General features: G+C 62.7%; 13 protein-coding genes. 3 read left to right on the top strand and 10 right to left on the bottom strand.

Translation table 11 applies throughout. The features are described from left to right. Positions 1-13: 13 nt before the first annotated feature. The 3 genes from ISG32_RS07875 to ISG32_RS07865 are packed head-to-tail and all read right to left on the bottom strand — an operon-like array spanning position 14 to position 1,006. Positions 14-373: a TIGR03745 family integrating conjugative element membrane protein gene (locus tag ISG32_RS07875; protein WP_071038049.1), complete on the bottom strand. Its 360-nt coding sequence runs from the start codon at positions 371-373 to the stop codon at positions 14-16. A 16-nt stretch (positions 374-389) separates the two neighbouring features. Then, on the bottom strand, positions 390-623 hold the full coding sequence (locus ISG32_RS07870) for a TIGR03758 family integrating conjugative element protein (protein ID WP_194770491.1): 234 nt from the start codon (positions 621-623) through the stop codon (positions 390-392). After that, positions 620-1,006, bottom strand: coding sequence for an integrative conjugative element protein, RAQPRD family (locus ISG32_RS07865; protein WP_194770490.1), 387 nt, complete (start codon positions 1,004-1,006; stop codon positions 620-622). The genes ISG32_RS07870 and ISG32_RS07865 overlap by 4 nt, the downstream gene beginning before the upstream one ends. Positions 1,007-1,246: 240 nt before the next feature. Here ISG32_RS07865 and ISG32_RS07860 point away from each other — a divergent pair, with 240 nt between their 5' ends. Both ISG32_RS07860 and ISG32_RS07855 read left to right on the top strand, forming a co-directional pair. Continuing rightward, the gene (locus ISG32_RS07860) at positions 1,247-2,020 is read left to right on the top strand and encodes a hypothetical protein (RefSeq protein ID WP_194770489.1); all 774 of its coding nucleotides are present in this window, start codon (positions 1,247-1,249) and stop codon (positions 2,018-2,020) included. A gap of 9 nt (positions 2,021-2,029) precedes the next feature. Continuing rightward, positions 2,030-5,356 carry a DEAD/DEAH box helicase gene (locus ISG32_RS07855; protein WP_194770488.1) on the top strand — a complete coding sequence of 1,109 codons (3,327 nt, stop codon included), beginning with the start codon at positions 2,030-2,032 and terminating at the stop codon, positions 5,354-5,356. A gap of 71 nt (positions 5,357-5,427) precedes the next feature. Here ISG32_RS07855 and ISG32_RS07850 read toward each other — a convergent pair whose 3' ends face one another. The 7 genes from ISG32_RS07850 to pilL2 are packed head-to-tail and all read right to left on the bottom strand — an operon-like array spanning position 5,428 to position 11,429. Beyond that, positions 5,428-6,189, bottom strand: a complete 762-nt coding sequence (locus ISG32_RS07850) for a TIGR03747 family integrating conjugative element membrane protein (protein WP_194770487.1) — start codon at positions 6,187-6,189, stop codon at positions 5,428-5,430. Beyond that, complete coding sequence (gene traD / locus ISG32_RS07845) at positions 6,186-8,372, bottom strand: type IV conjugative transfer system coupling protein TraD (protein ID WP_194770486.1); 2,187 nt, start codon at positions 8,370-8,372, stop codon at positions 6,186-6,188. The genes ISG32_RS07850 and traD overlap by 4 nt, the downstream gene beginning before the upstream one ends. 4 nt (positions 8,373-8,376) lie before the next feature. Then, positions 8,377-8,916 carry an integrating conjugative element protein gene (locus ISG32_RS07840; protein ID WP_194770485.1) on the bottom strand — a complete coding sequence of 180 codons (540 nt, stop codon included), beginning with the start codon at positions 8,914-8,916 and terminating at the stop codon, positions 8,377-8,379. Next, the gene (locus ISG32_RS07835) at positions 8,913-9,503 is read right to left on the bottom strand and encodes a transglycosylase SLT domain-containing protein (RefSeq protein ID WP_194770484.1); all 591 of its coding nucleotides are present in this window, start codon (positions 9,501-9,503) and stop codon (positions 8,913-8,915) included. The genes ISG32_RS07840 and ISG32_RS07835 overlap by 4 nt, the downstream gene beginning before the upstream one ends. Beyond that, positions 9,485-10,210, bottom strand: a complete 726-nt coding sequence (locus ISG32_RS07830) for a TIGR03759 family integrating conjugative element protein (protein ID WP_194770483.1) — start codon at positions 10,208-10,210, stop codon at positions 9,485-9,487. The genes ISG32_RS07835 and ISG32_RS07830 overlap by 19 nt, the downstream gene beginning before the upstream one ends. Before the next feature lie 14 nt (positions 10,211-10,224). Next, on the bottom strand, positions 10,225-10,866 hold the full coding sequence (locus tag ISG32_RS07825) for a hypothetical protein (RefSeq protein ID WP_194770482.1): 642 nt from the start codon (positions 10,864-10,866) through the stop codon (positions 10,225-10,227). Then, positions 10,863-11,429: a PFGI-1 class ICE element type IV pilus protein PilL2 gene (gene pilL2 / locus ISG32_RS07820; protein WP_194770481.1), complete on the bottom strand. Its 567-nt coding sequence runs from the start codon at positions 11,427-11,429 to the stop codon at positions 10,863-10,865. Before pilL2 ends, ISG32_RS07825 begins: the two co-directional genes overlap by 4 nt. 329 nt (positions 11,430-11,758) lie before the next feature. Between pilL2 and ISG32_RS07815 the strand changes: the two genes are divergently transcribed. Then, positions 11,759-12,388, top strand: coding sequence for a hypothetical protein (locus tag ISG32_RS07815; RefSeq protein WP_194770480.1), 630 nt, complete (start codon positions 11,759-11,761; stop codon positions 12,386-12,388). Positions 12,389-12,390 lie beyond the last annotated feature (2 nt).

The raw sequence follows: 12,390 nt of genomic DNA, 5'->3' as shown, positions 1-12,390 counted from the left end.
GGCCAGCACCTGCTTACAGGATGCCGGTGGCTTCGGTGAGCAGCCAGATGCCGATCACGAGCAGCACGGCGCCGATGGCAACGGTGAGGCCGAACTGTCCCCAGGTCTTGCGGCCGGTGTGGATTTCCGCGTAGGTCCCATAGGCGTGGTAGCAGACACCGATGAACATGGAGGCCACCACCAGCAGGGCCACGAGCATGATGATGTCGTAGCCGTAGTTGCGGATCGTCTCCATGATGCCGCTGCCGGTGCCGCGGGTCGGGTTCTCGATCGTCGGCAGACCCTGCGCGAACGAGAGCGCGGGCAGCATGGCGGCACCCAGGGCCACGGTGGCACGCTGGGCAAGGCGGGAGGTGAGGATACGATGTTGCATGGTCAGTCCTTTCAGATCAGGAGAGGAGGAAGAAACTCAGCACGAGGTACATCGCGACGAAGCGGATGCAGACGCCGAGGAACTGGCGCTGGTTGAGGCGGTTCTCCGTCCAGCCGACATACGCTGTGCGGATGGCCCACACGCCCCACACGAGCAGGACGGCGAAGACGGTGCCGACCAGCACGACCGCCATCGCGCTGGGCGAGACGCCGCTGTTGGCCTGGAATGCGGAGAGCTGCGCGCCGTTCATGGCTTGCCCTCCGTGGTCGTCGTCGGCTCGGCGACCCGCTCGGTGCGGTAGTCGCCGGCCAGTTCGGAGGGGTCGCGCGGCTGGGCGCGCGACGGCGTGAGATGGCCCTGGATGCCGGCGCGCACGCGCGCCAGATCAGCCAGAAGCCTCGGGTAGTCGAAGTGGTAGCGCTCGACCGGTGTGATGGGGGCATGCGCGGCGCTGTGCGCGACGCTGCGCTCCAGCGCGTCGAGCTGGCGCAGCGCCGCAGTCAATTCCTGCCGCTGTACCGGCGTTTCGGCACGGGCCATCGGCGACTGGCCCAGCAGGAGGGCCGTCACCAGAACAAGGGGAAGAAGGGGCACGCCGCGATGCGCGGCGCGCAGCCAGATCGAAGCCACCATCGCGCCATTCCTGTGTGATCAGCAATGGCTTGATCGTGGACATCAGGGCGACTTCAGGCCGCAAACAATAGGAATCCAAGCATCACCGGATTCATACGTTAAATAGCTTCACACGGCACTTTCGATGTGTCCAAAGATCTTGCGTGTAGCGCTTGATAGAGCACTACCTAGATTGTTTCTGCGGGTTACAATTTTCAAGGAAAACGTCAGAGCGGCACGTAGTGCCGTAAAGGGGGACATATGCCGATTACTCTGACAGCATTTACTGTTCAGAAAGAATGGGAGGGCTGTACGTGGAGCGTGCCCTCCGTTGACGAGCTTGCAAACGCCATCGCCATTATCGCGGTAGGCCAAGCCCTTCATGTCGCTAACATCTTGCACGCTGCAGGCTTGGCTGCAAAACCCACCACCAAAGGCGCGGTCAAGGGGGCGATCAAGCTCCTTACCTCATCTGGCAATATCGCGCACCGGGATGGCTGGATGTTCCAGGTCATGTCCTGGCTTGCTGCCCAGTTGCGCACCCCGGGTGCGCTGATGAACACCCCTCACATGATTCATGCCCACAAGGGCTTGGATGGGTTGCAGGTGTCCATCGACGGAGCCGAGAAGGTCACTGCCGTCGTACTCTTCGAGGATAAGGCGACGGAAAACCCTCGGTCTATGGTGACCAGCAAGGTGTGGCCTGAATTCATGGAGTTCGAAACTGGCGAAAACGAGCACCTTGTTGCTGCCGAGGTGACTCTGCTCCTCAAGAGCTCTGGGCACTCTGACCCCCAGCATGCGGTAGCTGACATTATGTGGAAGCAGGCCCGTCGCTACCGCTTGAGCATCACGGACGGGCAGAGTACGGATCAGTCACAGGCCAAGCTGTTCAAGGGGTACGAGAAAAATGTTCCTGGCGGGGTGGAGCGGCGGCGCGCTGAAGTTTTTGAAGTGATGGGCCTTCGCAAATGGATGGATGACTTGGCGAAGGTGGCCATTAAGAAGGCTGAGTCTTTGGCAACTACTGACTGAGAGCGACGCGTGTTTGATGACCCCACCTCCGAGCTCATCCGATCTGCCCCAGAACTGTCTGGCTTAGATCCCGACTCATTGCCCAAGGCTCTTACCAAGGCCTTCGCCGAAATCGTTGCAGTACGGCTGCGCCTCCGAAAGATGGCGAACGGGGCGTCCAACGCCGCTGATCTGCTGGAGGCGCTACGACCTGAGCTTGAGCGGCTCCGGAAGATTGCATTTACCCAAGAAGCCATCGCTTCCGTAAATCCTGAAGGATCTCAACGACGTGGTGCGGCCTTTTTGGCAGCGACGGCGCATTATGTGACCCTGCAAGCGCAGCGGCTGGCGGCCCCGGATGAGCGAGACGATTATGGTCCGCTTACGGTCGGCGGAATTGCGCCGGAGGTCTCAGCGACGCTTCTATTCCTTGCTGCCGGCGCTAGTCCGGACGCCGCCGAGATGTCGCTCCAAATTCATCTTCCTGATGGCTTGCCGCAAGTCGAGCGGAGGCTCTTGCAGGACATCAAACGGCTTGCAACGGGCGATCTTGCCGCACTGCTTGCAGACTCGAACGTTCCTGAACCGCCATCCTTGGATAGTCATTTGACGATGGCCGAGGTTGGAGCGAGTGCGCTTTACCTAATGTTGCAGCGGTGCGTTCAGAGCATCGCGGCTGAGGTGCTCGGACGACCCGGATATCAGCCGTCACTACCCGAGCTTGAGCGTGTTGAAGCCATCTGCACGCAGCCGGTTGTGCAGTTCCAAGATCGACTTGGCAATAGCGGATTCCCTGGTCCTCGCCACTTGGCGTCTTTGTTGAGGGCCGTAGGTCGTGAGCTTCCAGCCGACAGTTTGGCCCGTCTGCCGGCGCCGCCTGACGTCAGCGCCTCTCTTTGGATTTCGGGCTTAACACTCATTGCTAATACCCGGCCGTATCTTTGGATAAATCACCGGAGCGCTGTTGCGCAGGGGTATCTCACCCCTGGTGTTTCGGCTGCTATCAGCTTTCCCACGGGGGCCGGGAAATCCACACTATCCGAGCTCAAGATTCTCTCGAACCTATGTCAAGGGAAGGACACTATCTTTCTGGCGCCGACATTGGCGCTAGTTGACCAGACCGCGCGCGCACTCCAGAAGACCTTTCCTGACGCGCGGCTGAGCCGTGAGCGGGGGAATGACAACCCCTTCGACTTTGACGTAAGCGATCGTCTTCCGCCGATATCGGTGATGACGCCAGAGCGCTGCTTGGCGTTGATGGGGTTTCAAGAGGAACTTTTCCAGAATGTTGGCTTGCTCGTGTTTGACGAGTGTCACCTGCTACACGCGGGCGTGAACGACCGTAGCCGGCGTGCCGTTGATGCGATGCTATGCATTTTGAACCTCTCTACGCACGCTCCGGATGCGGACTACCTATTGCTTTCGGCCATGATGAGCAACGCTGAGGAGGTGGCAGCTTGGTTGACGGAGCTCACCGGTCGGCAATGTCTATCGCTGAACATGGCATGGAAGCCGACGCGACAAGTGCGTGGCTCAGTGGTTTTTCCGAGCGACCAAATCACTAATTTACACAACAGGCTGTCGGCAAAGCGCCGTGAATTGGTGGCGGCAGGCAAGCGCAAGTCCGGACCGCCAGCTGCGCTAAAGCGCGAACTCAAAGCTCGACCGCTGGGGTTTATTGGACTGAGATTTCGATGGGATTCGATGCGTCGAGACGACTACACGTTGCTTCCACTCTCAGACCACGAAATGCTACTTTCGGTCAGCCCAACAACTTGGAGGCTCACTCCGAATGTGAATAGAGTGGCCGCTGAGCTTGCTGCGCTCTCATCCCGCAGTGAGGGCAGCAAAGCGCTGATCTTCGCCCAGACAGTACCATACGCTATGAGCGCTCAGGAGATAGCAGGCCAGCATCTCGGAGAAGCAAATATTGCCTTCACGGAAGAAGAGCAACATCTGTACGACCTGACGCGGGATGAGTTGGGCGACGACTCGGCGCTCTACATCGACGTTGTCGAAGGCACGCGCGTGCGGTGGGCAAGCCTCTGTCATCACGGACTTCTGCTGCCGACTGAGCGGCAGTTACATGAGTCTCTCTTCAAGCGTCCGGACGGCGTGTCCGTGCTCGTTGCTACATCCACCCTGGCGCAGGGAATGAACCTTCCAAGCCACGTTGTCATCATCGCAGGTGACAGCAAGTTTGATGAGGAGAACAAGCAGTTGGCGCAGATGAAGGCGCATGACCTGCTCAACGCCGCCGGCAGGGCTGGGCGGGCAGGTCAGAGTTCGTATGGTCTCGTGCTAGTTATTCCCAGTAGAGTCATAGAAATCGATGACTCGAATAATCGGGTTGGCAAACATTGGAGGGATCTTCAAGGCATCTTCTCGCAGAGCGATCAATGCTTGGCCATCGAAGACCCGCTGGATGCCATCCTCGACCGTATCCAGGAGCTTGGCGAGCATGCCGGAGGCGATGCGGACTACCTTCTACGTCGGCTCCCTATCTCAACACAGGCCGCAGACGTCGATGGCCCTGCCAAGACGCTTCTAAGCAAGTCATTCGCGGCCTTCAAGCTAAGGAAGCAAGCGCGAGAGAATCTGCTGAACGATCGTATCAATCATGCACTGCGCGCGCGCAGGAAGCTTCAAGAGCTGGATGAAGAGCCCGACTGGGCCGATAAGATGGCCGCCAACTATGGCGCACCATCGGACGTATTGCGCGAACTCAAGGTTCGGCTTGAGAAGTCGCCTCCTTTTGGTCGAACGACGCTGGACTGGTTCACGTGGACTGCAACATGGTTGACCGAACGCCCCACCCTCATCGCACAGATGACTAGGCGCGAGAGCTTGGATGGTTATATGGGCGAACCGTTCAAGTCGATAGAAGGCGATGAGGAGCGAGGCAAGCTCGCCGTAGACGTTGTGCTTGAAGCGCTAAAGGCTTGGGTTGCCGGGCGGACGCTGGCAGAAATTCAGCAGCTGAAGCCCACGACCCAACAGCGGAAGCACTGCGAGCATGCTCGACGGTTCGTCCTGCGGGTACTTCCGGAACTCGCCTATATCTTCTCTCTTCCAGAGCTCGTTCGCCGATACTTGACGGAGGAAGAATTATCTTTGGAGATTGGTGAGCTTGTCTCGGTCGAACTCGAAAAGCTTGGAAACTGTGTTCGCGAGGGGTACGACACAGTTGAGAAGCTTGCGTTGGCGAAGGTTCGAGGCAAGACCGCATCGCGCATTCGCATCCATCGTCAGTGGGACGAGATGGACTGGTGGATGGACCTAAAGGTGCCTGGAGAGACTTGGCAGGAGCTGTTTGAGCGAGTCAAACGGAATACAGAGGAGTACGACGGAGCTTAGCGGAGATCGATGCTTTCATGCGGGGGACGAAATCCGCCGTTCCGTGATTGTTACGAACTGGAGGTCAAGGTTTAGAGGTACTTCTTGAAGCTGCCCGCAGTCAGGCTCACAGCCATTCCCAGCAGGGCGGCGCTCGGCAGCAGGATCAGCAACGGATGCACCGAGATCGGCAGCGCCAGGTAGGTGATCCAGGGCAGCACGGCCAGCGGCATCAGGCTCGCCTTTGCGCGGTGGTAGATGAAGCCGGACTCGCGGCCTGCGCCGAATCGGCGCACATCCCGCCGCACCAGGCCGTCGATCAAGCCGACGAATGCCGCCGTGAAGATCAGCGGTAGCGTGAGCAGCAGCACCAGTAGTCGAACGAGGAACGTCAGCGTCGTGAATGCTGCGGTGATCAGGTAGCTCTCGCTCCAAACATAGACCTGGCTGATGAAGTAGCGGAAGTTCCGCACCCCGCCATGGCTCTCCCCCTGACTGGGCATACGGGCGCGTTCGGCAGTCTGGCTCATGCGTTCCAACAGTCCCGATCGCACGAACACCCATTCATAGCCGGTATCCACCAACTGGTGTGCCGTGCGCCCTGGCTCCTGCACGACCACACTGCGGGTGAAGTGGTTGGACAGGTGCCCCAGCTCGTACTGCAGCATCTGCTGGGAATGCCGCCAGCTTTGATCTTTCCAGAACAAATGCATGCCGACACATTCCATGAGGATCGAGAACAGCAGCGAGACGATCAGTACCCCGAGCAGGCGAAGGGGCAGCGTGACCGTGCCGATGATCAGACCCTGGCGGCGACCTTGCTCCCTTCTCGTGGCGGCGGCGGCATCGCTCATGGTACGGCCTCGTCTCCGGCCACGTCATCCGTGCCGTTGTCGGGAGCGCCGGCGGCGACGACCTCATCGAGCAGGTCCTCGGGCAAGGCCGCCTCCTGCAAGGCTGGGGAACTGGTGAACTCCCACCATTGCGTGGCCTCGCTGTAGCTCTGGCGCATGTAACCAGCGAGCTGTTGCAGATCCTGCGGCATCGCTTCGTCGGGATCAGGCGCTGGCAGTGGCATCCGGACCTTCCAGAGCTGACCGCCCTGCAGCAGCGCGAAGCATTGGCCTTTGGGCAGGCCGACGACGTGGGACGGCTCGATCATCGGTACGCTCGACATGCTGATGCGGTCTTGCGTGTTGCTGGTGAAGTCCGTCGTCCCGCGGATGTCCGAGGCATCGGTCGCGCCGGAGACGATGGTGGTGGTATAGACCTCGACCTTGGGCAATTGACGGGTCAGCAGTTCCGCGGTGGCGGTTTCCCGAACCCGCAGCATGAACAGGTTGTTGAAGTTGCCGATCACCTGGCCGGCCTTCGCGCGATTGCCGATGCGAGCCTCGATGTCCGAGAGCGTCTGCGTGTACGCGGTCACCTGCAGCCCGGCACCGCCGCCCTTGTTGATGAGGGGGATGAACTCGTCGCCCATCAGTTCGTTGAACTCGTCGGCATGGACGTTGATGGGAATGCGCGTGCCAGCCGAAGCCCCCGGCAGGCCGTCGTCGATCCCGTGCTTGTAGATGTGCCCGGCTACCGACACCAGGTCGGAGAACATGGAGTTGCCGACCGCCGCGGCGACTTCAGCATCCGACAGCGCATCCAGGCCGACATAGACCACGGCGCGCTTCCTGATGACTTGCATCCAGTCGAAGATCGGGCGCGCGTCCGACAGGTCGGAGTAATTCGGCGCCAGGAGTTGGGCGATCTTGCCGCTGGTGAGCTTCTCCAGCAATGGCAAGAGGCTGGCAACGATCTTGTCGAAGTAGGTCTTGTCGTAGCGTACCGCCGATCGCAGGCCATCGAGCACCGGGTCGTAGTTGCGCGCTTGGGAAAGGTACTGCTCCAGCGCGATCACGCGCTTCTCGCGCCCGATCATGTTCCTGGGGATGTTCTTCTCGTTGAGCTTGGCCTCGATCTGGACGATCACCTCCCAGGCCTTGGGCTCGGTCTTGGCGAAGTAGTGCTGGGCGTACTCCATGAACAGCGCGTCGATGTTGATGACGTGCCGCTGGATCAGCATGTAGTCCGGGCGCTGCCCCAGTTCCACCAATGCGCGCGCAATGATGTTGACGAAGCGCCATGCGAACTCGCGGAACGCCGCACTGTTGCCCTCGCCGGAGAGTTGCCCGGCAATGCGCGTGGCGACTTCACTGATGCGCCCGAAGCGCCCCACCGCGTTGTAGCGTGCAGAGAACTCGGGCCAGCCGAGGTGAAAGACGTAGAACTCGCCCTCGCGACCTGCGCGCTTGGCTTCGACGTACATGCGTTTCAAGAGATCCGCGTCGCCCTTGGGGTCGATGACGATCACAACCTCATGCTCGCCGTCTGCATTCGTGCGACGGATGTCCTGGGTGACGAACAACTCGGCCAGCCGCGTCTTCCCCACGCGCGTGGTGCCCAGCACCAGCGAATGGCCGACGCGCTCACCCAGTGGCAGGCTGACGTCGACCTCGTCGGGTTCGATGCCGTGCAATCGCGGCAGGCCGCCTACCGGTGGCAGTGGCCGCACGGGGTTCAATGACACATCCCAGCCCGTGAGCCGTACGAGGCGAGACAGTGGAAACGGTGCGAACTCCAGCCGCTCCTCCAGGCGTCGCGCCAGCCGGTATGCCGGTGTCGGCTCGACGTAGCGGCGAAACTCCGGCCGGTACGTCTGCATCAGCCTGTGGGTGTGCTTCTGCTCCCACAGGAAACCGCGCCCCACGAACAGGCGCTGCTGGCTGACCGGCACGTCCCTGCTCGTCATCACGTAGCGCGGCAGGCGCCGGATGTTGCGGCGGTAGCGCAGGATCACCCGCGCATCGCGATAGCGGATCGCGCCATAGGCGCCGAACGCCAGTGCGGCACCGACGCCCATGGCCGGGCTCAGCGCGAGCGACCACGGGGCCACCAGGGACAGGAACGCGGCGCCCGCACATGCCGCGACGGTGTATAGCTCCACCGCTGGGCGCAGCAGGACTTCGACGGGCTGTTTCCCCGACATGGTTTCATTGCTCGATGCCGGTCGCCGTGATCAGCGCCGGGTAGTGCCGCAGGCCCAGGCGCTCGGCCAGGTCATCGCCGGCGACGGGCGCGAGGGGCACGCCCGGAACCAGGACGCGCAGCCGCGCCAGGGCCTGCACGGTCTCGACGTTGACCACCAGGCCGACCGCGCCGCGCTCGCGCAGCGAGGCCGCATGGCGGCGCAGCCAGGCTTGCGATGCCTCATCGTCGCCGACGACCACGAAGGGCCGCAGGCCCGGTGCTTCGATCACCCGCCGGGCGACGGTGCCGGGCGTGAGCTTCGCGCTGCGCACCGGCAGCATCGCTGCCTCGTCAGCGGGGGTGGCGGGAATCTGCGGCATCGGAATGGGAGGCCGCAACGCGCTGTGGGCGCGTGGCTGCAGGTTAAGCGCCTCGTAGTACGGCAGCGCCGAGGCACCGCCGCGCTCCTCGACCACGATCAGCGATTGGGTGGCATGCGCAATCCATGGCAGCGCCGTCAGCACCACAAGCAGGCCCCGCAGGGTCCAGAGCGGTTTCGTCATGGGGTCGTCTCCTGACGCACGGCACGCGCCGTGGCGATTGAGTGCGTGCCCTGCACGCGGGCGAGGTGTCGGGATACGCTGCGTCGATAGCGGGCGGCGGGCTCACCGCCCGCGGGCCGGTGGTAGCGGCCCATGGCCAGCAGCCAGTCTTCACCGGGGGTGTACTGCTCCTTGAGGATCTCGGCGGCGATGGCGAGGTTGCGGTACGGGTCCAACAAGTCGCAGGCATGGGTGTAGCGGTGCGGGTGATAGCCCAGGTTGATCTGGCCCAGGCCCGCGTCGATGCGCGTGTGCGGCGTGGAGCGCATCGCCTGCTGCAAGCCGGCGCAGGCATCGGCACGGGTGGCGAAGCGCCGCGACTGGCCGGCGACATTCAGGGTCCACGGCCATGGGACGATGCGTCCATTGCGTCGCATGCCGCTCTCCTGCAAGGCCACGGCGTAGAGCACCGTCGAGGGAATGCCTGCGCGCTGTGCGGCAAGCTGGTAGGCCGGTGGCGGAACCTCTTGGGCATGGGCGGCGCAGGCGAGCAGGCCCGCAGTGAGCGCCAGTGTGCGCAGCAGCGCCGCTACGGCTGGCGTTGCCATTGGCCGTTCACTTCGCGCACAACCGCAGGCAAATCGCCGGGCAGGCTCAACGACAGCCAGCGGCCGCCGTCGTGGTTGAGCGTGATGCCGCCGCTGCGCACCCGGGCCGGGTCGATCTGGGCGCGCTTGGCCCAGTCGCGGATGCGCGCATCGTCCTGGCGGCTGCCGACCATGTACAGGTCGAACTCGGCACCCGAGGATTGCAGGCGTTGGACGAGTTGCCCGCAAGCCGCGCAGCCGTCCTTGATGAACACCGCCGTGCGACCGCTGCCCCGCGCAGCGGTGGCGCCTGGCCTGTCGTCAGGCAGGTTCACCCGCTGCATGCCGGGGTTCAGGCGCTGCCAGGCCTCGTCGTAGGCGCGCTGGTACGCGAGCAGCTTTTCCACGCGGCGCGCTTCGACTTGCACCTGCAGCTCTGCGTAGCGCCGCCGCTCTTCTACAGTGCGCGCCTCGATGCCCAGGGCGGACAGCGGGTCCAGATTGGGCGAGTAGATGCCCAGCGGCCCGTCCATCAGTTCGCGATAGCGCGCCCATTCCTGCGGTTGCAGGCCCCATTCGCCTGCCACCCGGTCGTCCAGGATGCGGGCGGCCAGCGGGCGCTCCTGGCTCTGCGCGTTGCGGGCGGTGGTTGTGGCGGGCTGTTGTGCCCAGGCGGGCAACTGCATGGAGCCCAGCAGGAACGCGTACAGGATGATTGACGGCTTCATGTGGTGGGCTCCGGTCAAGGAATCGCCACGCGACGGGTTTGGTCGCCGGCCTGGAACACCGCGGCATTGCCCTCGATCGCCTGCAGGCGCCACGGACCCAGCGCATCACCCGGCAGCAGTACCTGGAGCTGATCGGGCGTGAAATCTCCGGTACTCGGGGCGACGGACACGCTGCGCTGACCCGCGCGCAGCTCAGCGCCGACGACACGAAATGGCAGCGGCGGCGGTTCGGACTTGGCGGTGGCCGGTTGGCTCGGGGTGCGCCGCTGGGTAGGCGCCGCTGCACGCGCAGTCGCTTGGCGCACCTTGATCTGCTCGACTTCGGTACGCAGCGCCTGAACGTCCTCGGCGGTGGCATAGCCACCCAGCGCCTGTTCGGCTTGAACGATGCGTGCCTCCAGTGCCTGCCGAGCGTCTTGCAGGCCTGCGGCGGTGGCGGCTGCGGGCTGCTGCAAGGCCCGCGTGGTCTCGGCCAGCCCGGTCACCTGGGCTTCGAGGCGCTGCAACCGGACATCGAGCTGCTGCTGGTCGGCCTGATCGGTCATCGTCTGGTGGCCCAGGATCGCGAAGACACTGAGACCCAGCAGCCAAAGCCAGAGCAGGCTTTGCAACACCACGGCGGCGGTCGGGCGACGGGGAGATGGCGCAGCGTTCATGGCTGGCCTCCCGCAAGCGGGAACGTCTGCACGGACTCGGCAGCAGGCGGTTCGGGCACCGGCTTGGCACTGCTGTCGCGACCAGGGCGCTCGAAGCAGATCTGCCGCGTCCGGTCATCGGCGTGCAGTTCCCAGGCCGGACCGGCCAGGGTGAGCAGCGCATCGCGCAAGGTCATGGGGCCGAGATGCAAGTGCGCCGCCGGCAGCGGCAGCGCGTACAGCTCGATCACCGCATGCGCGGTCTCGCAAAGCTGGTAGCCGCTGCGTTTGAGCACATGCCGCAGCCCGTCGCCGACCGTGGCGCGGACCTCCTCGGGCATGGACACGTCGATGGTCTGCACCAGCAGATCGCGCTGCGCCGCCATCGGCGCCAGCTCCACCAGGGTGTAGCGGCCATAGCGCACGACGGGAATGAACTCGAGCGCTGCAGCCTCGGGCGCGGGTGGGACCTCCTCGACGGTGCTGTCGGCCAGCGGCGGTGGCGTGGTCGCGCAGCCGCTGGCCAAAGCTGCGGCCAGGAGGCCGGCACCGACCAGACACCGGGATACATGGATTGCAGGCATGGCATCGGCTCTTCTGTTGCGATGCCGATACCTTGGCGGCGCGCGGCTGCGCGGTCAGTCAGGAATGCGAACTGGGGGGTGCCCCTTTTTTGCCTCGGGGTAGCGCGGGGTGCGGCATATCGGAGGCGGAGAGCGTCTCCATCAAGCCTGGCCAGACTTACTTTGTGTTACATTGACTTGGTGTGTATCTTGATTGGCCTTGCTTTGCCATGGAGTCGATCAGGATCGAGAGTCAGGATATATGCCCACAGAGCCACTGCCCGCCTGCTGTTGTGGGTCGATGGAGTTTGGCCGACTGCTAAGTTAGGTTCTAGGAGAAACAAACCGGCATGACGATTCGGTCACCTCATCGCGATGCACTGCGAATCTTGTTCGTCTTAAGGGCAGGAGGTAGTCCTGTCGAGCCACCGACGGCAGAGCATGCTCTCATCTTCAAAGGCGAAGCACGTCTACAAGCGTTCGACTTTTGGATGCGAAACCCAGATTATCTTGCAGCGGAGTTGCTCGATTTGTTCGCAGAGACAAAGGACAAGAGCTACTACAAAGCAGCGCAGGCGATCTTGGCCGATGAGGAGCCTGACCTTCGCCGTGTTCCTATGGTCCGCTACTTCTTTGGCGCCTATGAACGCCTGGATGATGCGCTCTCGCTGCTGAGGTCTCGGGATCTCATTCGCATCACTGGCACCAAGGGAGCCAACAATAAGGTCTTGGAGACAGACTTTGTTCTTACGAAGGCTGGCTATGACACCTGCTCGACTGCAGTGTCGCAGGAGCCCATTCTTCAATGGTATGCGGATAGAGCAGCGTTGGTCGCCAAGGTTGCGGGCCCTATGGGCGGAACAGCTTTGAAACAAAAACAATATCAGCGTGCGAGCTATGCGGAAACCAAGTTGGGCGGGGTTATTCCGGCCATCACAGAAGATGTACGAGTTCGTCTAATACAGCTGCAGTTCGTGTAGCG

The organism is Diaphorobacter caeni (assembly GCF_015354245.1).
GTDB classification, from domain to species: domain Bacteria; phylum Pseudomonadota; class Gammaproteobacteria; order Burkholderiales; family Burkholderiaceae_C; genus Diaphorobacter_A; species Diaphorobacter_A caeni.
This window is presented reverse-complemented; position numbering and strand designations above follow the sequence as displayed.

Bases quoted from the DNA above. Each gene is read 5' to 3' on its own strand.
- ISG32_RS07875 (WP_071038049.1), bottom strand. From the start codon at position 373: ATGCAACATCGTATCCTCACCTCCCGCCTTGCCCAGCGTGCCACCGTG.
- ISG32_RS07870 (WP_194770491.1), bottom strand. From the start codon at position 623: ATGAACGGCGCGCAGCTCTCCGCATTCCAGGCCAACAGCGGCGTCTCG.
- ISG32_RS07865 (WP_194770490.1), bottom strand. From the start codon at position 1,006: ATGGTGGCTTCGATCTGGCTGCGCGCCGCGCATCGCGGCGTGCCCCTT.
- ISG32_RS07860 (WP_194770489.1), top strand. From the start codon at position 1,247: ATGCCGATTACTCTGACAGCATTTACTGTTCAGAAAGAATGGGAGGGC.
- ISG32_RS07850 (WP_194770487.1), bottom strand. From the start codon at position 6,189: ATGAGCGATGCCGCCGCCGCCACGAGAAGGGAGCAAGGTCGCCGCCAG.
- traD (WP_194770486.1), bottom strand. From the start codon at position 8,372: ATGTCGGGGAAACAGCCCGTCGAAGTCCTGCTGCGCCCAGCGGTGGAG.
- ISG32_RS07840 (WP_194770485.1), bottom strand. From the start codon at position 8,916: ATGACGAAACCGCTCTGGACCCTGCGGGGCCTGCTTGTGGTGCTGACG.
- ISG32_RS07835 (WP_194770484.1), bottom strand. From the start codon at position 9,503: ATGGCAACGCCAGCCGTAGCGGCGCTGCTGCGCACACTGGCGCTCACT.
- ISG32_RS07830 (WP_194770483.1), bottom strand. From the start codon at position 10,210: ATGAAGCCGTCAATCATCCTGTACGCGTTCCTGCTGGGCTCCATGCAG.
- ISG32_RS07825 (WP_194770482.1), bottom strand. From the start codon at position 10,866: ATGAACGCTGCGCCATCTCCCCGTCGCCCGACCGCCGCCGTGGTGTTG.
- pilL2 (WP_194770481.1), bottom strand. From the start codon at position 11,429: ATGCCTGCAATCCATGTATCCCGGTGTCTGGTCGGTGCCGGCCTCCTG.
- ISG32_RS07815 (WP_194770480.1), top strand. From the start codon at position 11,759: ATGACGATTCGGTCACCTCATCGCGATGCACTGCGAATCTTGTTCGTC.